We start from the raw sequence: 21791 nt of genomic DNA, 5'->3' as shown, positions 1-21791 counted from the left end.
CGACGGCTCAGGCCGTTTTCCCTCGCGCGGGTCGCCGCCGGGGAGAGCGCGCATCGGCTGCGCAAGGGGCGGCCCCTGCGCCTGGCGGCGGTACGTGCTTGGCGGGCGGCGAAATCCGCGCCCGTCAGGCCCCGCCCTTGCCCACCAGGATGCGCAGCAGCGCGTTGTCGCACGCCTGTCCTCCGGAGGCGCTCCATGCCAGCGCGCCGGTCCTCGGATGCGCCTTCAGCCCGGCGCGGCGCAACACGCGCAGCGGGGGCGGACCCGACGTCCACGCGTGTCCGCAACCGGCCCAGATGCGCGACACGGGATCTTCCCGATCGCCCGGCGCGACTGGCTCGAGGCTCAGCCAATGGCGGCCGAAGCGGGACGGCGTCTGCGCGACCCGACCAGGGCGTCCACCGAACGGCACTGGGATCGTCGGGCCCGCGCCCTCCCCATCGGTCTTCGAGCCATCGCCCCCGTCGTCGTTGGTTTCGCCGCCGCCGCCGCCGCCGTTCCCAAAAGGTACGGGAATTTTCGGACCCCGGGCGGAGGCGCCGCCGCGCGTCCCCCGCGCCGGCGCCGCGGCGGGGCGACGCGGGCGCGGAACGGGCAGGGGCGCCGCCGGGCGCCCCCCGACGCCCGCCCGCAGCGCGTGCTCGGCAGCTTCGGCGGCTGCGAAGACATCCGGCCCATGCCAGGTGTGGTTGCGCCGGTGCATCGCGGCGCAGAGCGTGATCATCCGGGCCTGCGCCTCCTGGGGATCGCCCGTGGCCATCGCGCCGAGGATCGCCGCGGCGGCGACATGCGCGGCGAACACCTGGGGCAGGTCCGCGTCGTCCAGGTCTTCGCCGGCCAGCGTCATGGCGATGATCAGCGCCTCGACGATGCGCTGGTCCTTGTCCCGCCAGGACTGGATGAAGCCCAGCGAATGCCCGTCGAGCGCATCGACGGCATGAGTCAGGATCACCGCCGCCGTCCGTTTCGCGCTTTCCTCGGCCAGGGTGGGCGGCACGTCGAGGCCGTCGATCCGCACGCCCGCGTCGGGCATGTCCTCGCGTGCGGCCTCCAGCAGAGTGTCGCGCCAGGTCGCCGCGTCGCCGAATTCGCACAGGCCGACGGCATGGGCCATGAGCGACGCGCGCAACACCTCCGCCGGGTGCTCGAGGCCCGTCGCATCCGCGGACAGAACCGGCGCGCCTTGTCGGGCCAGCCCCGCCCCACGGCAAATGGCGATCAGCGCTACGGCGGCCGCCGGGCCCATGTTGGCTACGCCCATCACGTCCGACGCGGCCTCGTGCACCCTGGTGGACCAGTAGGCGCACAGGACCTCGCGGATGGCCGCGAAGTCGCCATCGTCCATGCGGACGTCATTGGTCATGTCCCCGAGGCTCTCCTTGATCGCCGCTGCGAGCTCTTCTCCCAGGCCCTCGTTCGCGTCCAGGATCTCGTGTCCCGCCGTCTCGTGCGCGGCGATCCCCCAGAGGGCCAGCCCGCACTCCGCGGCCGCGACCGGCATGCTGAGCACCCCGAGGCCGCACCCGAACGGGGCGACGGCGGTCGAGGGGAAGACGTAGGGCGCGGTCGCGGGCCGCCCCCACTTGACCAGCGGGGCGCCGACGCCCGTGTCGGGACGGGGCGCCTCCCGGCGATCCACTTCGCTCAGGAACCCATCGTAGAGATCGGCGACTACCTCCTGCAACGCGGCGCCGGCAAGGCCGAAATCCTCGCCCATCGGCTGATCCATGGCCTGCACCAGGTCGAGCGAGACCAGCGCCAGCCCGTCCCGGCCGAGATCGGAATCAAGGAAGGCTTCCCAGCCGCCCGCGCCGATGCGAACGAACCAGTCGTACAAGGGCTCGGCGACCGCTTCGCGGCTGCGCATGGGGAAATGCGCCATCGCGGCTTCGAGGGAGGCGAGGATCCGGGCGTGGTCCTCGATGTCGTCGGGGCCGGGCCAGCCGAGGCCCCGCACATCGGCGAGGGCCGCGTCATCGACGAGGGCGTTCAGCCCCCGCCCCGCGTCCAGTTTTACGGGTGTCCTGGCCATCTGAACTCCTCCCCTCTCATTTCGCGGCGTCGACCTGGACGGACATCGATCCATCCGGCCCCGCGGTGACGACGGCGCGGGCCGGCGGCTCGGCCTTCATCGTCTTGGCCTGGTCGGCCGGCTTCGGCGCCTCCACGTAGACCAGCCTGCGCAGCGGGGCGCCGGGCGCGGGCTTGAGCGCGCCCCATGCGAGCCGCAACTCGGTGAGCCCGGCCACCTCGATCCCGAGGGCGGCGGCCGACGGGAAGGTCAGCGACAGCTTGCGCCCCGAGGCCATGGCCCCGTCGTTCACCAGCGGGATCGTCAGTCCCCCTGTCGAGCGCAGCTCGAGCGTCGCGGCGAAATCACTCGGCAGCGCGCCCGGGGCGCCGGTCAGAACCAGGGCCATCGTTCCCGCCGCGGGGTCGTCATAGACCGCCACGCTCTGCCCGGCATCGGGAAGGAACGCGGTCGGGGGCTTCTTCGGGGCGGCCTTCTTCGGGGGCTCGGGCGGCGCCGGCAGCGGAATGACCGTGGTGCGGAAGCCGGAGCTCTTGCCATAGAGGTCCGTTATGACGTGGTAGAGCGCCTGGTGCATGGTCATGCCCGGGCACTCCCTGTCGACCGCGATCATGAACCTGCCGAAATCGGCCTGGGAGACATGGCCGAACAGCGTGCCTGCGAACTTCAGCGTCTGCGCGTCGCTCCATGCGGGGCATTGGCCGAGCACGCCGCGGGCGCGGAGGGTCTCGAGCACCTGTGCGTTATAGGCGGCCTGGTCATGTACGAGCGGCAGCGGCTCGCCGACCTGGTCGGGGCGGCGCAGCTCGGTCGTGGAGTAGAGGTCGAGCGCGCGCAGCGGCCGCAAGTCGCCGCCCGCGCCGGCGGCGCCCTGCATCACCGTCTTCGCCGAGGCGTTGCCCTTGGGCACGAGCACCAGCAGCGAGACGTTGTGCGTCCGCCGCACCATGGCGTAGTCGCTGATCGGGTTGCGCGGGGCGCCGAGCACCGCGGTCAGCGCGTTCTCGGCGGTCTTGCCGATGGTGAAGGTCGAGGTCAGGTCGGTGCCGAAAACCGCCGTCGCGCGCTCATTGAGGCTCGAGAGCCCCAGCCCGGCGGCGAACCCGCCCTGCAGGATCTTCGCGGCGAAACCCAGCTGGCGCACCAGTTCGGCGCTTCGTGACGCGGAGCGGCCCTCGAGGTTGTCGGTCACCAGCACCGGGTAGATCACCGGCTGGGCGGCGGCGGCGCTGAAGGCGCCGGAGGCCTCCGCCGGGATCTCCGGCGCCGCGCGGCCGTCTTCGAACCGCGAGAAGAAGGACATGTCGACATAGACGTCGTAGGGCTGGTGGCGGGCGTAGGGGAAGGAACTGACCTGGAGGGTGACCAGGAAGGGTTCGTAGTCGTCGATCTTCGGCGTGTTGGCGAGCAGGCTGTTCAGGATCTCGACATACTGCTTGATGGCGGCGGCTGTCTGGTAGCGCAGCAGCGGATCATCCCCGGCCAGGGCGGTCTTCGCGGCGTCCTGCGGCAGGCCCGGCTGGCTCGAGGCCGTGCGCGTCGCGCCGGCTGCGGCGGGCGTGCCCGGAAGCTGGCCGTCGCCGCGGGCGAGCGTGCGCGAGCCGATATCGGTCGTCGGGGTCTCGGCCGTGCTGTCATTCGTCACCGTCCGGGTCGAGGTGACGCTGGTGGTCGGAGGCGCCACCTGGAGTTCGCCGGTGAAGGCGCGCAGCAGCTTTTCCTCGAGCGCGCCCGTGCGCGGGATGGCGGCGGCGAGCGCCCCGGCCCCGTCGAGCTCGAACTTGGGGGCGAGCTGTTCGCTCGCTTTTTTCCAGGGCTGGACGGCGAGCAGCGCGACCTGCGTCTCGCCCGCCTCGATCACCGACCGCACGTCGTTCTGTCTCAGGTCCGGCAGCCCGGTGCAGCCCGCGAGCAGGGCCAGCCCCCACAGGCCGAGCAGGACGCGGCGCGCGGCCGCGATCTTCGTGACGCCCAGGTGCATGGAACGATCCCCTCGTGCGTTTCCGGTTTCGGCGCCCCGGTTCCCGAAGGATCCGGCGCGGCGCAGCGCGCCGGCGGCGCCCCACGCGATCCTGCCCTCAGCGCGGCAACGCGGCCGCCAGGACGCGGCGGGCGTTCGCCCCCGCCAGGGCCTTGAGCCGCTCGGGCGTCAAGGGCAGCGCGGGCGGAGAGGTCGCGGCGCAGACGTCGGCCAGGCGCGGGTCGACCGCCTTCAGCGTGGCGCAGTCCATCTCGGCCAGCGCCTGCAAAAGCGCGGGCTGGTCGCCGGCGTCCATCTTCAACCGCACGGCGCCGTCGAAATCCGACCCGAGCGCGATATGCGCGAACGGGTCGATGGGCGCGGCGCCCGCCTGCGCGCGCCGGCCCAGGAAGGCCGGGTCCCGGGCTGCCTCGATCACCGCGACCAGGGAGGCGGCGAAACGCAGGGCGACCTCTGGCAAGTCGCCCGTCCGGCTGCACAGCGCCTCGGGCCAGTAACCGATGCCGACCACGCCGCCCGCGTCCAGGATCGCCTGGATCGAGGCGCGGTCGAGGTTGCGCGGCAGGGGGCAGACGGCCTGCACGCCGCCATGGGAATGCAGAAGGCCCGGGATCCGTCCCGCGGCGCCGGTTCCCGCCGCCGCCCTCCTCGCACGGACCAGCTCTGTGATCTGCGCTATGCTTGCGGGCGAGGCATGGGCGACATCGACGATGATCCCGCGCGCCATCATCTCGTCCAGCGCCCAGCGCCCGGCCGCGCTGAGTCCGGCGTCCTGGCGGGAGGGGTCGCGCAGCAGGCCGCAGTCTTCGCTGCCGACCGCCAACCCGTTGGCGAAACGGTGGGTGAGCGAGGCCATCCGCACCCCGATCCGGGCCAGCTCGGCCAGCTCGGCCCGCACCGCGGTCTCGTCGCCGCCGACCCAGTGCATGCCTTCGAGCGCGAAGAGCGCGCCTATCTCGCCCTGCGCCTCGGCGGCGTCGAGATCCGGGACGGTCCTCACCCGGCGCAGGCGCGAGCCTGGCTCGGCGATCCACTCCTCGAGGCGCGCGGCCTGGCGCAGCGCCCGCGCGCGGGGCGAGAGCACGGTCGCGGGATAGCGCGCCGCGCCGCCGAACAGGCGCAGCGGGACCTGCAGGTCCAGCCCGTCCGAGGGGATGCACACCCCGGGCTCGCCGGTGACCGGGTCCGTGTAGCCTTCATGCAGTGGGGTGATGGTCGGCGCGGCGAAGACCTGCAGGTCGGTTCTCCCCTCGCGCAGCAGCTCGAGGCTGACATGGCCGTGGCCGCGATGCTCGGGCAGCAGGTCCGACAACTCGCGCGTCCAGAGCAGCGTGTCGGCGTGCAGGTCGGCGATATAGAGCGCATCGGCCTCGTCGCAGACCTTCCGGCCCTCGCAATGGATGGGGGCGGACGGCGGTTCATATCGATTGTCCGCGACGCGTTCGAGCACGGACGAGGGCAAGCTGCAGCCCGCCAGCACCGAGGTACCGAGCGCCGCCGCGGCGGCGGCGCGTTTGAAACGCGCCTTCATGCGCGGGCCGCGCCCTGGGCGGCGTCCAGCTTCTTCATCCAGGGGATCTGAACGGGATCGATCCCGGCGCCAGCGTAAAACGCGTCGAGCCGCTTGCGGGTCTCTCGGCCGGGCGCGAGACCGTAGAACTCCACCGCGTTGAGGCCCATCGAGGCGGCGCGGTTCTGCTCGGGCAGCAAGGCTTCCAGGAGGGGGCGGTATTGCGGTCCGGCCATGCTCGCGTCCGGCATGTGCCAGTCGGTGCCATACATCACACGCTCCGCCAGGGCGCCGTTCTCCTCGAGGAACCGGGTGAAGGCGGGCGCGAAATCGCGCAGCGCCTTCTTCTCCTCGCGCTCGGCCTCGTCGTCCGAGCGTCGGTCGACCAGCCGACGCATCGACCGTTCGCCCCGGAGGTGGGGTTGCGCATGCCAGGCCGCCGAGCGCACCAGTTCCGCCATGTCGGAGGAGTCGAGCCACAGGTTGCGGCCCGGGTCGTCGGCGATGCCTTCCATCGCCGTCTCCAACCATCGAGAGGGGCGCAGCTTCCCGTTCTCGAACATCACCCGGCGGCGCTTCGGCGGGCCCAAAAGCGGCTGGCGTTCGTTGTACTGGTCGATGAAGCCCCCGGCGAAATGGCCGAGACAGACGCGGACCTGCTCGGTGCGGGCGACTTGGGCCCAGTGGTCGGAAGAATTCGTCCAGTCCGCGGGATCTTCGGCGTCGCGCATGCAGTCCTTGTTGATGAACAGGCTGTCGGCGTTGTGCGTCAGGATCGGGACGTCGTACTTGCGGCACAGGCGGTAAAGGCAGTCCATCGCCTCGTTCATGCCCTCGGCCGCATCGGGCTCCAGGGCGCAGCCCCCGCTGCGCAGGGCGCGGTTGTTCACGCCGTACATCGCGTTGTCCAGGGGATCGAAACCCGAACTGGGGTGCAGCTTCACGCCGACGAAACCGTGGTTGAGGATGGCGTCCTCGACCAGGCGCAGGGGCGAGCGCTCGGACTTGCGGTTGCGGAACTGGCGGAGCGGATGGAACGCAACGAGCGGCAGGAAGCGCCCCCGCGTGGCCAGCGACAGGGCGCGGTAGAAGGCGATCTGCTCTTCGATGGTCTCGACCCGCGTCTCTTCCGGGTCGAGCCCGAGGGGGCTTTCGTAGAAATCGACCATCGACGGGGTGAAGAGGTCCATCTCGGGCCAGAGATGCATCATCATCGCGGCGTTGCGGGCGCGCATGCTGAAAAAGCCCGACAGCCGCCCCTTGCCATACGCGATCTCGCTGCCCGCGGCCGAGCGGGACAGGAACAGACCGCGCTGGTTCTCGGCCACCGCCCGGCAGAACTGCGCCCGCGCCTCGGCCGGGTCGGCGGACAAGGCGAGTTCGGACAGGAAACGGGTTTCGGCGGCGGCGAGGTGGGTGGAGAGGCTGGTGATCGCCTCGCCGACGCGGATCACGAGGCCCGCGGCGACATCGATGGCGATGTTGACGTCTTCGCCGTGCACAAACCGGCGATTGAGGAAGGAGGCGGCATGGGCATCGCGGTGGTTCAGCAGGTGACAGTGCGCGTCCACCCTGAACAGCGCCCCATCCGCTTCGAGGGCGCATGTATTCGCGATTTCATCGACGCGTGACTTTGGAATTCCGCATCCAGTCAACGCCGCGGAGCCGAGCAGCCCCAGCGCGGTTCTTCGGCTTATTTCCAGCACTGGGCATCCCCTCCCTCTGGCTCCGACAAGCCTACGTGATTCGCTGCGGGAGGTGATGGGTTTTTATGAGAAATTTACGGAACCTTGGGGGGATTTGGTCGGGTTGTTTTTCTGGGCTTCCTGCAAATGACTGAGTGGAATTGCAAATTCCCCAATTTTGTCTCGGGGCTTGGTGCGGAGACATTGGTTTGGGGGTCAGGCGGCCTCCCCCTCCGCCGCATCCGTGAACAGCGCCAGCAGGATATCCGGCCGACCGCCGCCCGCCAGCGCCTCGCGCAGGGCCGAGAGGCGGGCCGCGGCGCGGCGGATCGCCGGGCGCGTGGGCGTGCGGGCCAGGGCCTCCAGCGCCGCCGCGGCCGCCGCGTCGATGGCCGCCGCTTCGTGCGAGTCCTCGCGCAGCAGCGCCATCGGCTCGACCTGCCGGCGACGCAGAAGGCCGCCCGCCAGCTGCGCCGGGTACTGGATGTTGCCGGTGAAGCTGGGCCGCTTGCCGAACTCGGGGATGCAGCCGTGGATCGAGCGCGCGGCATGCAGCGCCAGCGCCGAGGTCGAGGCGGGCGCCAGCCGTGCGGCCGCCCCCTCGGAACGCGACAGGATGAAGGCCGCGCAGGCGGTCTCGTCCCGCAGCTCCCAGTCGCGCAACGGACGGGACAGCAGGAACCGCAGCGCCCTGTCCTCCACCGCCGGGCTGCGGGCGATGCGGCCCACCGCCTGGTAGCGCAGCACGCGCATGGGCGCGCGGCCGGGCAGGGGAGAGCGGCCCGCATCCTCGCCCTCCCAACTGTCGATCAGCAGCTCCGCGACCTCCTCCGGGCAGCGGCGGAACTGCCAGCTGAGGAACTTGAGCGCGGCGTTGCGGCCCGGTCCGGCGCGGCGCAGCTCCTCCATCGCCATGTCGGTGACGGTGTCCAGCGCCGCGCGGGTCTCCGGGCCGATGCGTTCGGGCAGCTCGCCGTCGCTGGTCATCCAGTAGGCGGCGCCGGTCTGGGCCGCCGCGGCGTCGGCCAGCACCTGCCAGTCCGCGGTCCCGGCATGGGCGGCATGGCGCAGCAGCGTTTCGAGGCGTCCGCCCCATTTGTCGTCGCCCCAGTGGATGGTCGAGCAGGGCAGGACCAGCCGCTCCGGCACGACCGGGGGCGGGCGGCGCAGGCTGTCGATCACCGCGTCCCAGGACAGGTCCAGCGGCGTGGCGGCGGACCAGTCGACCTCCCACCGTCGCCCGCCATCGGGCGCGCGCAGCAGCACCCGCGCGCGGCCCGCGGCGGGGGTCTGCTCGACGGTCAGCTCCACGGGCGTGTTCTCGGCGAAGGGGGCCCCGAGGGGCACCGACGCCTCGCGCGGGCGCGCCTCGGCCTCTTTGCGCAGGTGGATGGTGATGGCGTCCTTGCCGGCGGGGATCAGCAGCCGCGCGGGGCGGGGGCTGCGATAGACTTGGCCCGCGGGCAGGGTTTCGTCCGGGTCGACCAGGTCGAAGCTGCGGGGCTCGTCCGCGTCGAAGACGATGGTGGAGATGACCGGCAGGAAGTCGAAATAGACCGGCTCGCGCCGCGACAGGCGCTCGGCGGCGACCAGCGCCCCGCGGGCGACGGCCTCGGGGGGCAGGAGCACGGGGCGGGTCTGAAGAGCGGCGAACAGGGTCTCGACGGCGGTGCGGGCGGCGCCGTCGGCAAGCGTCTCCAGCAGCACCACGTCGCACGCCGCCAGGTGCGCGAGGTCCTCCGGGGCGACGGGGAAGGCTGCGCAGTCGAGGGGCGCGGGCGGGGTCATCGTCACCCAGTCGCCATTGCGCAGCCGCAGGACCTCGGGGCGCGCCGGAAGGCCGAGCGCGAGCGGGCCCGCGGCGCGCGTCGCCTGCGGCGCGATGCGCCAGGCGTCGGGCAGGGCGGCGGCCAGGGCGCCGGTCGCCTCCCCCAGCCGCGGCGCGTAGCCGAGAGGGTGGGGCAGCAGCAGCCCCGCGCTGCGCCGCTCGGGGGCCAGCACCTCGTGCTCGCGCCCGGCCTCGCGGCGGATGCGCAGGGTCTGAAGGGTGAAGCCCGCGGCGCAGTGGTCGACCACGCCCACGGTCATGCCGTCGGCAACCAGTCCGGCCTCGATGGCGTGGAGGGCGGCCAGCACCGGGCGCCACACCAGCAGGCGCCGCCCGACACCCATCAGGGCCATCGCCGCCAGAAGCCGTTCCTGCAGCCCCTCGTCCGCGTCGGGCAGATCGTCGAGCGGCGCGACGGCGATGCGCGCGCCGCGGGCCATCCCGTCCATCGCGGCGGCGAGCAGCTCTGGCGCGTCCGCCCCCGCCCCGGGGCCGAGCAGGTCGCGCACCGGGCGGCGGCGCTCCTCGGCCCCGACCTCGCCCCAGCCGCCGCCGCGGCCATGGGGCGCCAGCGCCGCCATCTCGCCGCCGATCCAGCCGCGCCCGTCGATCTCGGCGCGCACGACGTCAGGCAGGACCAGCGGCGCGCCGACATGGGCGCCGCCAAGCTCCTCCTCCTCGCCGGGGCGCAGCTCCCAGTTCCGCGCGTGGATGTCGCGCCAGCCGTTGAGGTCATATCCGCAGAGCCGCTGGGTCATGCCCCGGCCCCCCAGATGTCCGAGCGCAGGTAGGCGCCGAGCGCCGAGAGCCCGTCCCCGAGCGCGGCGCCGGAGGCGCCCAGGGCGATGGCCTCGATGCGCGTGCGCGGGCCTTGCCTCGCCTTGCGCGCGAAGGGCCCGTGCGCGGGCGTCAGGATCAGCCCGTCGCGCAGAATCTCGTCGCTCGGCACGCGCTGGAGTTCTTCGAGGGTGTCACGCGCCTGCTCCGCAGCGGCGGCGGGATTGATCCGTTCCATCGCATGGGGCGTCCAGATGGCGATGTGGCGGGGAAAGTCCCGGGCGCCGGGCGTGTGCACCGTCATCAGCGCTTGCGCCCGCGCCACGGCGCGCCGCGGGCCGACGCCTTCGGGGCGGGCGCGGACCTCGACGATGCGGCCCGTCTCGCGCAGCCAGAAGGTGGCGAGCGGGGCGCCGGGGGCGAAGAACCGCCCGTGCACCGCCTCGTCGCGCCAGATGATCGGGGATTGGGCGACCAGTTCCGCCTCGTCCAGCGCCTCGAGCGAGAGCACGCAGGCCAGCACGCAGAAATCGGTCCAGGTCTGCGCCTGCCAGGCCCAGAGGTCGTCCTCGCGCCGCGCCATCTGCAACAGCAGCACCCAGGCCTTGTGGATCGCGCGGTAGTCGGGGTCTTGGGACAGCACGTAGTTCGGCTGCATCCCCGGCGCGGCGCGGGCGACGCCCTTGTCGGCGAGGGTCCGTTCCAGCAGGGCGCAGCGCTTGCGGTGCGCCTCGACCATGGCCCAGCGCCGGCCGCCCTGCGCATAAGGATGCTCGCGCAGCCAGCCGCGGGCGACCGAGGCGGCCAGCTCGCAATAGGAGCGCAGCACGCGGTTCTCGGGCGTGTCGAAATTCTCGCGCCGGACGATCCCCAGGATGCGCTGCTCCGGCCCGGCGCGTTCGGCGGTGGTGCGGCCCGGGCGGCGGGCGAGGGCGAGCATCGAGGCGCGGTCCACCTCCTGCACCCGGGCGACGGGCACGGTTTCGCGGGCGCGGCGCAGCACCCGGCGCAGGCGCGGCTCGAGGCGCTCCAGCGGGCGGCCGAGGTCGCGGGCCTGGCGGACGATCTCGGCCATGCGCGGGTTGGCCTCGTCCCGCGCCCGGTCCCAGGCGGCGCGCAGGCGGGGCCAGGTGCGGGCGGGATCGTCGAGCGCCTCCTCCAGCTCCTGCACCCGGGCGAGCACCTCGTTCATCCGGCGCAGCGCCTCGGCGCCGCGTTCCTCGGCCTCGCCCTGCGGATCCTGGCCGCGCCTGGGCCGGACGGGGAAGCCGCGGCGGGGCGGGTCTTCGCCGGATGCGCTGCGCGGATAGGGGTGGAGCAGCAGGCGGCGACCGCCTGCGCGCATCAGGAGGGAATGCGCCCCGGGGACCGCTGCGCCGTCGTCGGCCTCGGTCAGCAGGCAGTCGGCGGGGGCGAAGGGGCGCGAGAGCGCCTCCCGCCCCCAGGGGCGCGACAGGCGGCGCATCAGCGGGACACGCCGGACCAGGTGAAGCGGCCCGACTCCGCCATCGACTGCGCAACCGACGCCTCGATCGCCGTGGCCAGCGGCTCGTCGCCGAGGCGTTCGTGCACCAGCTTCTGCAGGTCCTCGAACGGGCCGCGCAGCTGCTCGACCTCGACCCCGCGCAGCTTGGGCAGCAGGCGCATCTCCACCTGGTCGGCCAGCGCGTCGCGGATCCGGTCGCCGCCATCCACGGGGCTGTAATTGGCGACGTAGTGCTTCATCGCCTTCTCGAGCCGGTGGCCGAAGGGGCGGTGCATGCCGCGCATCACGTCTGCAAGGCGGACGATCTCCTCGTCGACCGTGGACACGTCGCCGGACGGCAGGCCCGGCTGCACCCAGCGCGCCCAGCGACGCCGCGACAGCGCCTCGGGCGCCGCGGGCGAGGCGTGCGGGCGGACCCCGGCGGCGAAGGTCTTCGGCGCCGGGAAGCGCAGCACGTTGGCGCGGTCCACGACCTTGTCCGACAGGGTCTGGGTGCTCTCGTCCTCGTTCATCGTCCCGGCGAAGAGCAGGTTGTACCCTGGGAAGATCCGCGGCGCGCCCGTCCCGTCCTTCATCAGGATCTCCAGCTCGATCTCCGCGTCCTTGCGCAGGCGCGCGTCGCCCACCTCGGCGGCGGAGGGCCGGCTTTCGAGGCGGCTGAGGAAGTCGGAGAAGTAGTACTCAACCCGCGCCAGGTTCATTTCGTCCAGCAGCACCAGCAGCATGGAATCGCCGAACGGCGTGTCGGGCCGGTTCACCGCGTCCATGTGCCAGAGCGCCTGCGCCAGGTCGGTCGGCCGGTAGCGCCCCTCGATGTAGTTGTAGAAGCCCATCAGGTCCTGCGGGCTGTCCCAGCGCGGCTGCACCGGAACCTGCAGAAGGCCGATGCCCATGGCGGCGGCGTACTGGCGGGGCAGCTGGCTCTTGCCCGTGCCCGAGATGCCGGCGAGCACGGCCATCTGCGTGCTTTCGTTGACCTTCATCGCGGTGTGGAAGGCGTGGACCTGGCGGTCGTGATAGACGAGGCCCTGACCCGCGAGGCGCGCCTTCACCCGGCGCAGGGCGTCGGCCTCGTCCGCGGCGGTGCTGTCGGGCAGGTCCTGGAGGGTGGAGAGGACGGCGGGGATGGTGAGCAGGTCGCGCAGCGGGTCGGCGCCGTCGCCGCCCTGCGCGGACCCGCCTGCGCCCTCGGCCTGCGATTTCATCTCCTCGATCCGCGATTTCAGCGCGGCAATGCGGGCGTTGAGGCCGGCTTCCTCCTCGCGCAGGGGCGAGAGGTCGAGGTTCAGCGCGGCCTGCTCTGCGCGCAAGGTCTCGAGCGCGTCCGAGACCTTGGCGCGCGCCTCTTCCTTGCGCTGCAGCTCCGCCTCCGCCGCTTCCAGGTCGCGCGCGCGGGCCGCGATGTCTTCCTCGAGCCGCGCCGTGCGGCTGCGGGCGGCTTCTTCCTCAGCCTTGGCCTCGGACAGCGCGGACTGCGCCTCCTTCAGCTTTTCATCGGCCTGTTCAAGCAGCTTCAGCGCATCCCGCTTCTCGTTCAGCGCGCCCTCCAGCGCCTGAAGCGCCTCCGCGCCCGCGGCGAGCCGCGCCTCGATGCCGTCGAGCTTCGCGAGCTTCTCGCGGTGCGTTGCCAGCTTCTCCTCGGCTTCTTTCAACTCAGACGTCACCGCGGTGTGTTCGCCGACCTTGGCGTCCACTTCGCCCTGGAGGGCAGTCAATTCATCACGCATATCCTGTTTGCGCGCCCATTCGATCTCCAGCTCCTCGAGGCGCCGCTTCACGGCTTCCGCCTTGGCCTGGTTCTCCGCGACATCCGTCAGCGCGGCTTCGCGTTCGCGGATGCGTTCGTCGAGCTGCGCTTTCTCGGCCAGCTTCATCTCGTACTGGGCCTGGAGTTCCTCGACGGTGCGCATCGGCCCGGCCGCGCTGGCGACGGCGTCGTGGCGGATGGCGAGGAAGGTCTGCAGCAGGAACAGCAGCGCCGCCGCTCCGGCGAGGACGAGGATGAGCGTGAAGGTGTCGGTCATCGGTCAGGGTCTCCGGGTCATTCGGACGGGGTCGGCGCGGCGGGCGCCGCGGGCGTAGAGGCGGGAAGCGCCTCCGCCTCCGTTTCCGCCTCGACCGCCGCGGCGGGCCTCGCGGCGGCCTGCTTGGCGGCGTCGATCCGCGCCAGCGCATCCGCGGCCTGCGCCTCGGCCGTCCTGAGCTTGAGCGTGTCTAGGTCTTCCATCAGCGCGCCGCGCCGCCCGCGAAGCTCGGCCAGTTCGGCCCGCAGCGCCTCTGCCTCGGCACGTGCTTCGGCCAGCCCGGTCAGGCGGTCCTGCGCCTCGCGCGCCTGCGCTGCGGCGGCCTGCGCCCGGGCCTCGGCGGCCTCGCGTGCTGCCTCTGCGGTCTGCTCCGCCTGCTCGGCGGCCCCCACGGCGCCGTTGAGGCGCTCAAGCTCAGTGCGCGCCGACGCGATCCGGGTTTCCAGCGCCGCCAGCTCCTCCTGCCGCTCGGCCAGGGCGGCGAGGCGCTCTTCCGCCGCCTGCCGCGCGGCCTCGGCCTTCTGCGCGGCCTCGGACGCTTCGGCTTCGCGGGCGGTCGCCGCCTCGATACGGCTCTGCAGCGCCGCGAGGGTGCGCCGGGCCTCGTCTCGCTCCGCCTGCACCTGCGCCACCTCGACCCCGAGCGCGTCGCGGCGGCTCCTCAGGCCCTCAAGGGCCTGTTCGGCGGCGTCGCGCGCGGCCTCGGCCTGCGCCAGGCCGCCGGCGCGCGGCTGAAGCCGTGCGATCTCCGCCCGGACGGCCTCGAGATCGGCCTGCGCCTGCGCGCCTTCCTGTTCCAGAGAGGCCAGCGTGGCCTGCGCCGCGCGCGCCTCCTCTCGCGCCCGCGCCGCCTCGGTGCGGGCTGCGTGTCCATCCTTGATGGCTGCTGCGGTCTCCGCACGCAGCGCCGAGAGGCGGGCGTCCAGCGCCTGCTGCGCGTCGCGCGCCGCTTCGGCTTCGGCCTGGAGCGCGGCCAGCGCCCCCTGCGTGTCGCTTTCCTGCGCGCGAAGGTCTTCGAGCCGGGCGGCGGCGGCCTGCGCCGCGGCCTCGGCGCCCGCACGGTCTTTGCGGGCCTGTTCGATCTGCGGACGCAGCGCGTCTTCCTCGGCCCGCAGGTCTCTCACCGTGGCGCGCAGGCTTTCGGCGTCGCTCCGCAAGCCGGGCAGGGCGCGTTCCAGCGCCGTGCGTTCGGCGGCGAGCGCCTCGCTGCGGGCGACCGCTGCCGTCAGCTCTTCCTTCTGCTGCGACAGTGCGGCGACCTCCTGGCCGAGGGCATCCCGCGTCGCCGAGAGGTCGTCCCGCGCCTGTCGCAGGGTCGTCACGGCGACGTCGAGACCCTTGCGGTCCTGCTCCAGCGCCGTCTTCGCGTCCACGAGCTGGGCGAGCTCGGCCGAGAGCGTGTCGTGCCGATCCGTGGTCTTCGCCAGGTCCGCCTGCAGGCCCGTCAGCGCGCGCCGCATCTTCTCGCCCGCCGCGATGGTCGCCTCGGCCTGAGCCGCTTCCTCGCGCAGCGCCGGAAGCCGCGCCCGCTCGGCCTCGATCCCCGCCGCCTCGGCCCGCATGGCCGCAAGCTGAGCGTCGAGGCCCTTCCACTCCGCCCGCAAGCGCGCCACCTCGCGGGCCACCTGGTCGCGCGCCGACCGCGCGTCGTCGCGCAACTGCTCATGATAGGCGATGTTGCGCGCGATGGTCCCGTATTCGCGGTCAAGCTCCATCACCTTCACCGCCAGCGCGCCCAGCGCGGCGACGCAGGCCCCCCCGAGAAGCGCCGCGAGGACGGTGCGGGCCCGTTTACGCCCGAAGGTCACGTTCGACGATGTCAAGGCATCCCTCCATGTCGTCATTCAACTCGTCGACCCAGAACCGGCGCACCTTCCAGCCGAGCGAGCGCAGCTGGTGGTCGCGCCACAGGTCCGAGGTCTTGCGCCGCCCGTCGGCGGTCATGTGCCAGCGGCGCCCGTCGACCTCGAGGTCGAGCTTCACGCCCCCTTCGCCGAACAGGGCGAAATCCAGCCTGCGCCCGGCGATGAAATGCTGCGGGTGCGGCTCCAGCCCCCTGGCCTTGAGGGCATGGAACACGCGCCGCTCCCACTCGCTGTCGAACAGGCCCGCCGACGCGGGACGGGGCGGCTCGGTCGCGAAGGCGGCGAGGCGGGCGAGCGCGCGCACCTTGCCGCTGCGCGCGAAGGCCTGGTCGCCGAACACATGCGCCACCGCCCGCGCCCGGCTGATCGCCACGTTCAGCCGCCGCCAGTCGCGCGACAGGAAGCTGGTCTGGCTCATCGGGCTGGCCGGGCCGATGCAGGGCGAGAACAGGACCAGGTCCCGCTCCTGCCCCTGGAAGCTGTCGACGGTGGCGACGCGCAGGTCGGCGCGCGCCGCGGCCTCGGGGCTCACCTGCTTGCCGACGGCTTCGGTCAGCGCCGCGACCTGGGCGCGGAAGGGCGAGATCACCCCGACCGAGCCGTCATAGCCCTGCACCTCCAGCAGTTCGTGCAGATGCGCGGCGACGGCGCGCGCCTCGGCCGGGTTGTCCTTGCCGGGGACCGAGGGCGCGGGGACATGGGTCCAGGCGATGCCGGGCTTCTGCCCCTTCGGCGTCTTCAGCCGCCCCATGTCCACCGCGGGGCGCAGGCCGCCCTGGTAGAACTCCTGGTTCAGGTAGTCGACGATCCCGGGGGCCGAGCGGTACTGGTCGCGCAGCATCGCCGCCGCGGCGCCGGGGGCGGCGCGCGCGAGGTCGAACAGCGCTTGGCGGCTTTGCGCATATCGGCTCATCGTTGCGGGCGCGAGGCCGTGCGTCTCCATCAGGTTGCGGTCATGGGCGAGGCCGAGCTGGCTGATGAAGCTCAGCTGGTTGCGGTCGCCGACGATCACCGCCCGGCGGGCGCGGGCGAAGAGGGGCAGGGCCGAGGCGATGTCGCACTGGCTCGCCTCGTCGATGATCACCAGGTCGAACAGCGCCGGCGCCAGCGGGATCCGCTTGGGCGCGCCGAGGAGCGAGGCGAGCCAGAGCGGGCGATGCGCGATCGTCTGGCGGGCGAGCTCCGCGGGCGGATGGCCCCTGCGCCCCGACAGCTCGTGCGCGCCCCAGGCGTCGGCGAGGGAGAGGCGGTCCTCTTCCTTCATCGCGGCGCGGGCGGCGAGGAAGCGCGGCAGGGCCTCGCGCGCCTTCTCGGCGATGGCGTCGCCCAGTTCGACCGGGTCGTCCCAGGTTTCCGGCGGTAGGGCGCGCAGTGCGTCCAGTTCGTCCTGCAGCCGCTGCCGCGCGTCGACGGGCGCGGGCATCGCCGCCGGGGCGCCGCGCAGCCAGGCGAGGAGGCGGGCGAGCAGACCGCGGGGCGGCTCTTGCACCGGCGGCTCTTCCTCGGCCTCGGGAAGCGCCTCGATCCGCTCCAGCAGGTCCGCCATGTCGCAGCGCCGCGCTTCCTCGCGCCGCCGCGCCCCGAGCCCGTCTCTGCGCCGCTGCGACAGGGCCTGCAGCGCGCGTCCCACCGCGGCGTCCGGCGGCGGCGCGGCGCGGCCCGGCGCCATGGTCAACTCCTGCAGCACGGCGGAGAGGGACACGTCCACCTTCTTCGCCGGGTCCAGCGTGCGGACCATGAAGGCCACGTTCTCGGCCAGCCCGCCCAGCCGCTCCTCCACCGCGTCCAGCGCCTGGTGGTTCTTGGACCCGACCAGCACCGAGCGCCCGGCGGCGAGCTCGGATGCGGCCATGGCGACGATCACCTGGCTCTTGCCCGTGCCGGGCGGGCCGGAGACCACCGTCAGCGGCGCCGAGAGCGCGCTGTGCAGAGCGTCCAGCTGCTCGGCGTTCAGCGGGCCGAGATTGATCGCCGGGGCAGGACGGGCGGCGCCGGGCGCGTCCCCGGCGCCCAGCAGCCCGCCCAGCGCCGTGCCCGCAAGGGTCTCGTCATCCCAATCCGCGATGGCCCCGAGGTCGCGCACCACCCCTTGGGTGAAGCTCGATTCCGTCGGCAGGAACAGCGCGGCCATGTCGTGCAGCCCCGGCGCCGAGAGCGGCAGCGACGGCGCCAGCCGCTCCGGGTCCAGCCGCCCGCGCAGGGCGCCCGAGGCGGCCTCGCGCAGGATGTCGCGGAACTCCTCGAACGGCAGGCCCACGCCCTCGGTCCCCTCGAGCCGCTCGCGCAGGTCCGCCTGGCTCCAGCCCAGCCCGCGCGCCGCGTCCCGCAGCCAGTCGGGATTGGCGAAGACCGCGTCGGTCTCCACCGTCACCTCGATCATCTCGCCCGCGCGCCGCCAGGTGGCGGGCAGCAGGCCCACCGGCCAGATCGCGGGCGCGCCGGATCTCTCCCCCAGCGCGATGGGCCAGCCGAGCGCGAGGCTCCGCTCGCCGCCCTCGCGCCGCAGCAGCGCCTTGCGGAACTCCGGCCCGAGGCGCTCGGTGTGGATGCGCAGCTGCACGCCGCGCCCGGCATCCGGGACGAAGCGCCCGGCGCCGTGGACCAGCTGCCAGGCGGCGCCGTGATCCTCGGGCGGCACGGTGGTGGAGCCGCGCGGGTCGTCGCGCAGCGCGGCCTGATAATAGGCGATCAGCGCGCGCAGGGGCGGGGCGGGGGGCTCGGCCGCGGCGACCGGCGCGTCGTCGGCGGCGTCGGGGAGCGGGACGCGAAGGATCTCCGCCTGCACGGCCGAGAGCCGCTCTGCGGCGCCTGGGTCCGTCGCGCCCTCACCGCCGCCGGGCCCTGCGTCCCCGGGCCGCCGGGGCGCCGTCACCGGCAGCCAGCGCCCATCGCGCGACCGGCGCACCAGCCCGAGCTCGACCAGCTCGTCCAGCTCCGCCAGCACCTGGCGGCGGGCCAGCGGATCGAAGTCCTGGTCCATCAGGCGCAGGAGCTCGGCGGTACGTTTGCCCGAGGGAAAGGCGCGGATGACGCGAAGCGTCGGGGACATGTGCGCGGCCTCGCAGGTCGACAGGAGGAACCGGCCCCTGCATGCCGGTGCGGCGCAGCGGCTTGTGGTGAACATATTCTTAATCCGCCGCGGTATTTCAAGGGCGCATCTGCATCTCGCCACCCGGTTATGGGCAGAAGGCGCCCCTGTTCTGTGGCAATAGGAAACGCGCGCCCAGGGGGCGCCGCGCGCCGCCGCTTCGCCCGGCCGCCCTCAGACCACCCAGAAGCCCTCCGCGCTCTCGAACGGCGCGGCGTCGCCATAGACCTCGGAGCGCGCCATCCCGTCGGCCCCGACCGCGTAGACCCGCAGGCTGTCGCCGGGGCCGAGCAGGTCCTCGATCCGGCGGCCGAGGCGGGACGCGCGGCGGCGGGACATGCGGGCCTCGAAGACCGAGCGCTGCACGCGGGTGCTCTCATCCTCCAGCAGGCGGGCGATGCGGCGGCGGCGACGGTTGTCCGACACATCATAGGTGAAGACGGTCAGCATCTCCTGCACGGGCATTTCGGTCCTCCGCGGCATTTACTTGTGGACATCTGCACGCTCATTTCGGAGGCTCCGAGGAGGTCGCGCAAGCGGAAATCGGGCGGATTCGTCCGCAGGTTTTCTGCAAGTGTTTGAAAGGAGGGTGTTATTTTGAATTTTTCCGCCATCCAGGTGCGTTTCGGCGGATTTTGGATGGACCGTCGGACGTCGTCTGCAGATTTTTGTCTGGGAAGTCATGTCCTTCAAGGGGTTGCAGAGATGCGGTCCGGCGAAGAGACCCGCGTGGAAGCGGATTGAGACTCCAGCCGAACGCTGGCAGTGAAGGTGGGGTCGGTCCGGCGAAGAGACCCGCGTGGAAGCGGATTGAGACAGGCCCGCGGCCTTCGACAGGGCGATGGCGGCGTCCGGCGAAGAGACCCGCGTGGAAGCGGATTGAGACCCACGGGTAGTCCGTGGCCACCAGCGCCCACAGGGCGAGGACGGCCGTCCGGCGAAGAGACCCGCGTGGAAGCGGATTGAGACAAGGCGGCGCAGGGCGCCGACCCGCTTCCGCGTCCGGCGAAGAGACCCGCGTGGAAGCGGATTGAGACAGTGCTTGCCGGTGGAAGAAAGCAGAAGCATGTCCGGCGAAGAGACCCGCGTGGAAGCGGATTGAGACCGGCACGTCGGCGGTGAACTCCACATAGAGCGTCCGGCGAAGAGACCCGCGTGGAAGCGGATTGAGACCTGACATCGGGGTGCCCCGTCTCAATTTGAAGCCCATGTCCGGCGAAGAGACCCGCGTGGAAGCGGATCGGTCACTCCGTCGGGCGCCAGGGCGTCCAGGGCGTGCGGTCCGGGGACAGGCAGTGCGCCGCGAAGGCCGAGGCCTCGGCCTGGACCAGGCGTCGCCAGGACAGGCGGCGTTTGCCCGGCCGCGCGGGGGCGGGGCGGGCGACCGCCTGCTCATACCCCTCGATCAACGCCTTGCGCCCCGGGGCGGTCAGGCGGATCGCCGCGCCCTCGGGGCGGAACATCTCCGCCCGCAGCCGCCGATTGGCGAACAGCGCCGCCGCCACCCCCTCGGTCAGCGGCGCGCGGAACGGCTCCATCAGGTCCCAGACCAGCGCCTCGCCATCCGCCTGCGCCTCGTGCAGCACGCCGAAGCCCGGATGCAGCCCGCGCCGCATCAGCGCCGCGCGCACGTCGCGGGACAATGACCCGGTCAGCCAGTTGATCGCGGCGTTCGCCGGGTCATGCCCGGGGCGGGAGCGGCGGCGCGGCGCGGTCGTCGCCCCCTCGGCCTTCGCCTCGAGCAGCGCGAAATAGGCGGGCCAGTAGAGCTTCGCCGCCGCGCCTTCATGGCCGCGCAGGCTGGCGGGGTCGGCGTCCTCGGGCAGGGCGCGGATCCGGCGGCCGAGCGCCCGCGTGGCCTCGAGCGCCTCGGGCAGGGGCGTCGCGCGCTGCATGGCCCGCAGCCGCGCCCGCATTCCCGCCATGCGCGACAGCACGAGCCCCCGCGCCGCCGCCGCCCGCGCGTCGTCCGAGAGCGAGAGCCGCGCCTGCGCCAGCTGCAGCGCCCCGCGCCGCTCGGCCCCCGCGGGCGAGAGCCAGCCGAGCGTGCCGCCCTCGCCGTCCACGAAGGCCAGCTCGGTGTCGGTCATCAGCGCGTGGCGCAGCGCCTCGGTGTCCGCCTCGGCGCCGGGGCCGAGCTCGATCCGGTCCACCCGGCGATGGGCGAGGGCGAGGAGGGGGCGGCCCTCCGGTCCCTGCACCTCGAACGAGAGGTTGCGCAGCACGAGGCGCCGGTCCTCGCCCGCCAGGTGCAGCACGCGGGCGCCGCGGTCGAGGCCGCCCGCCCGTTCGCGCGCGACCTCGGCCGCATCGCCGTCGCGGGCGCGCAGCTCCGCCTCGTCCTCGGCCGCGACGGCGCGCAGAAGCTCCACCGGGTCGTCATCGGGGTCGTTCACCTGGCGCATGGTCAGCGAGCGGACGAAGAGGTGCCCAAGGAAGCGGAAGCCCCCGTCGAAGCTGGTCACCCGGGTGCGGTCGTCGCGCAGCTCCAGCCCCGCGGCGTCGAGGGCGTCCGCGGCGATCCCCAGCGCGCCATGCGCCTTCGCCTCGCCCTTGCACAGCAGCACGAAATCGTCGGCGAAGCGCACGATGCGCACCCCCGGCCGCTCCATCGCGTCGTCGAGCGCGTCGAGATGCAGGTTCGCCAGCAGCGGCGAGAGGGGCGAGCCCTGCGCGAGGCCGCGGCCCGGGCTCTCCAGCGCCTGGCCCCAGTGTTCGACCCAGAGCGCGACGAGCGCCGCGACCCGCCCGCCGCCCTCGTGCCCGGCCAGCGCGGCCTCGAGGCGGGCGAGCAGGGCGTCATGGGGAATGCGTTCGAAGCAGCGGCGGATGTCGGCCTCGACCACGTGGGTGAAGCCCTGTCGGCGGTAGCGGTCGATGGCCTGCACCGCCTGGTCGACCGAACGTCCGGGGCGGTAGGCGAAGCTGGCCTCGGAGAACTCGGGGTCGAGCACGGGGGTGAGGGCGGCGGCGCAGGCGGTCTGCAGGATGCGGTCGCGGATCGAGGGGATGGAGAGCGGGCGCGTGCCGCCGGATTTCTTCGGGATGCGCAGCAGGCGCAGGGGGCGCGGGCGCCAGCGGTTTTCGCGCAGGGCCTGGGCCATGGCGGGCAGGGTGCGGGCGGCGCGGGGCTGGAAGGCGTCGATCGTCTCTCCGTCGCCGCCGGCGCAGCCGCCATTGCTGCGGACCTTGGCCCAGGCGTCGTCGAGGGCGCGCAGCTCGGCCATGTCGCGGAACAGGCCGCGCGGCGGGCGGGTGCGCGGCCGTTGCGTCACCGCGCGGCGCGGGGCAGGGTGGCGGGGGTCCGGGTGCGGGTTTCGGGCGAAATCGTCCGCAGGAAATCTGTATGTCCTTGGTATTTGGAGTGTATTCTGAAAAACATGGGCCGACTTTTCCTGGAGAGCTTCGAAGTGGAGGGCGAGAATTTTTCGTCTGCAGATTCTTGCTCGAATCGTCTTTTCGCGCAATGCTTTCCAGAGGTGCGGTCGGCAGCAGATACCCGCGTGGAAGCGGAT

Annotated in this window: 10 protein-coding genes, 1 pseudogene and 1 CRISPR repeat array; all 11 genes and pseudogenes read right to left on the bottom strand. The window is 72.9% G+C overall.

From position 1 onward, the window contains the following. Nucleotides 1–124: 124 nt before the first annotated feature. Nucleotides 125–2032 (bottom strand): hypothetical protein, encoded by a 1908-nt coding sequence (locus ACQ5SO_RS10525; RefSeq protein ID WP_430941555.1) that lies wholly within the window; start codon nucleotides 2030–2032, stop codon nucleotides 125–127. A gap of 16 nt (nucleotides 2033–2048) precedes the next feature. Beyond that, nucleotides 2049–4013, bottom strand: coding sequence for a hypothetical protein (locus ACQ5SO_RS10520; RefSeq protein WP_430941554.1), 1965 nt, complete (start codon nucleotides 4011–4013; stop codon nucleotides 2049–2051). 97 nt (nucleotides 4014–4110) lie between these two features. Beyond that, nucleotides 4111–5544: a dipeptidase gene (locus tag ACQ5SO_RS10515; RefSeq protein WP_430941553.1), complete on the bottom strand. Its 1434-nt coding sequence runs from the start codon at nucleotides 5542–5544 to the stop codon at nucleotides 4111–4113. Beyond that, nucleotides 5541–7094 carry an amidohydrolase family protein gene (locus ACQ5SO_RS10510; RefSeq protein ID WP_430941552.1) on the bottom strand — a complete coding sequence of 518 codons (1554 nt, stop codon included), beginning with the start codon at nucleotides 7092–7094 and terminating at the stop codon, nucleotides 5541–5543. The genes ACQ5SO_RS10515 and ACQ5SO_RS10510 overlap by 4 nt, the downstream gene beginning before the upstream one ends. A gap of 330 nt (nucleotides 7095–7424) precedes the next feature. After that, nucleotides 7425–9794, bottom strand: a complete 2370-nt coding sequence (locus tag ACQ5SO_RS10505) for a hypothetical protein (protein ID WP_430941551.1) — start codon at nucleotides 9792–9794, stop codon at nucleotides 7425–7427. Continuing rightward, the gene (locus ACQ5SO_RS10500) at nucleotides 9791–11278 is read right to left on the bottom strand and encodes a hypothetical protein (RefSeq protein ID WP_430941550.1); all 1488 of its coding nucleotides are present in this window, start codon (nucleotides 11276–11278) and stop codon (nucleotides 9791–9793) included. Before ACQ5SO_RS10500 ends, ACQ5SO_RS10505 begins: the two co-directional genes overlap by 4 nt. Beyond that, nucleotides 11278–13323 (bottom strand): chromosome segregation ATPase-like protein, encoded by a 2046-nt coding sequence (locus ACQ5SO_RS10495; RefSeq protein WP_430941549.1) that lies wholly within the window; start codon nucleotides 13321–13323, stop codon nucleotides 11278–11280. The genes ACQ5SO_RS10500 and ACQ5SO_RS10495 overlap by 1 nt, the downstream gene beginning before the upstream one ends. A 17-nt stretch (nucleotides 13324–13340) precedes the next feature. Further along, nucleotides 13341–15146 (bottom strand): hypothetical protein, encoded by a 1806-nt coding sequence (locus tag ACQ5SO_RS10490; protein ID WP_430941548.1) that lies wholly within the window; start codon nucleotides 15144–15146, stop codon nucleotides 13341–13343. Further along, complete coding sequence (locus ACQ5SO_RS10485) at nucleotides 15115–18237, bottom strand: AAA domain-containing protein (protein ID WP_430941547.1); 3123 nt, start codon at nucleotides 18235–18237, stop codon at nucleotides 15115–15117. Before ACQ5SO_RS10485 ends, ACQ5SO_RS10490 begins: the two co-directional genes overlap by 32 nt. 213 nt (nucleotides 18238–18450) lie before the next feature. Then, entirely contained in the window at nucleotides 18451–18741 is a 291-nt protein-coding gene (gene cas2 / locus ACQ5SO_RS10480; RefSeq protein WP_430941546.1) for a CRISPR-associated endonuclease Cas2, read from the bottom strand. Nucleotides 18742–18986: 245 nt separating this feature from the next. After that, nucleotides 18987–19523: a CRISPR direct-repeat array (repeat unit 37 nt; unit sequence GTCCGGCGAAGAGACCCGCGTGGAAGCGGATTGAGAC). Nucleotides 19524–19622: 99 nt separating this feature from the next. Then, nucleotides 19623–21380 (bottom strand): annotated as a pseudogene (cas1, locus tag ACQ5SO_RS10475) (CRISPR-associated endonuclease Cas1); the annotation flags it as partial. Between the last annotated feature and the right edge of the window lie 411 nt (nucleotides 21381–21791).

It is taken from the genome of Rhodovulum sp. DZ06, assembly GCF_050586345.1.
Taxonomy (GTDB): Bacteria; Pseudomonadota; Alphaproteobacteria; order Rhodobacterales; family Rhodobacteraceae; genus JBOCEF01.
Note: the sequence above shows the minus strand (reverse complement) of the source record. Positions and strands in the feature narration are given on the sequence as shown.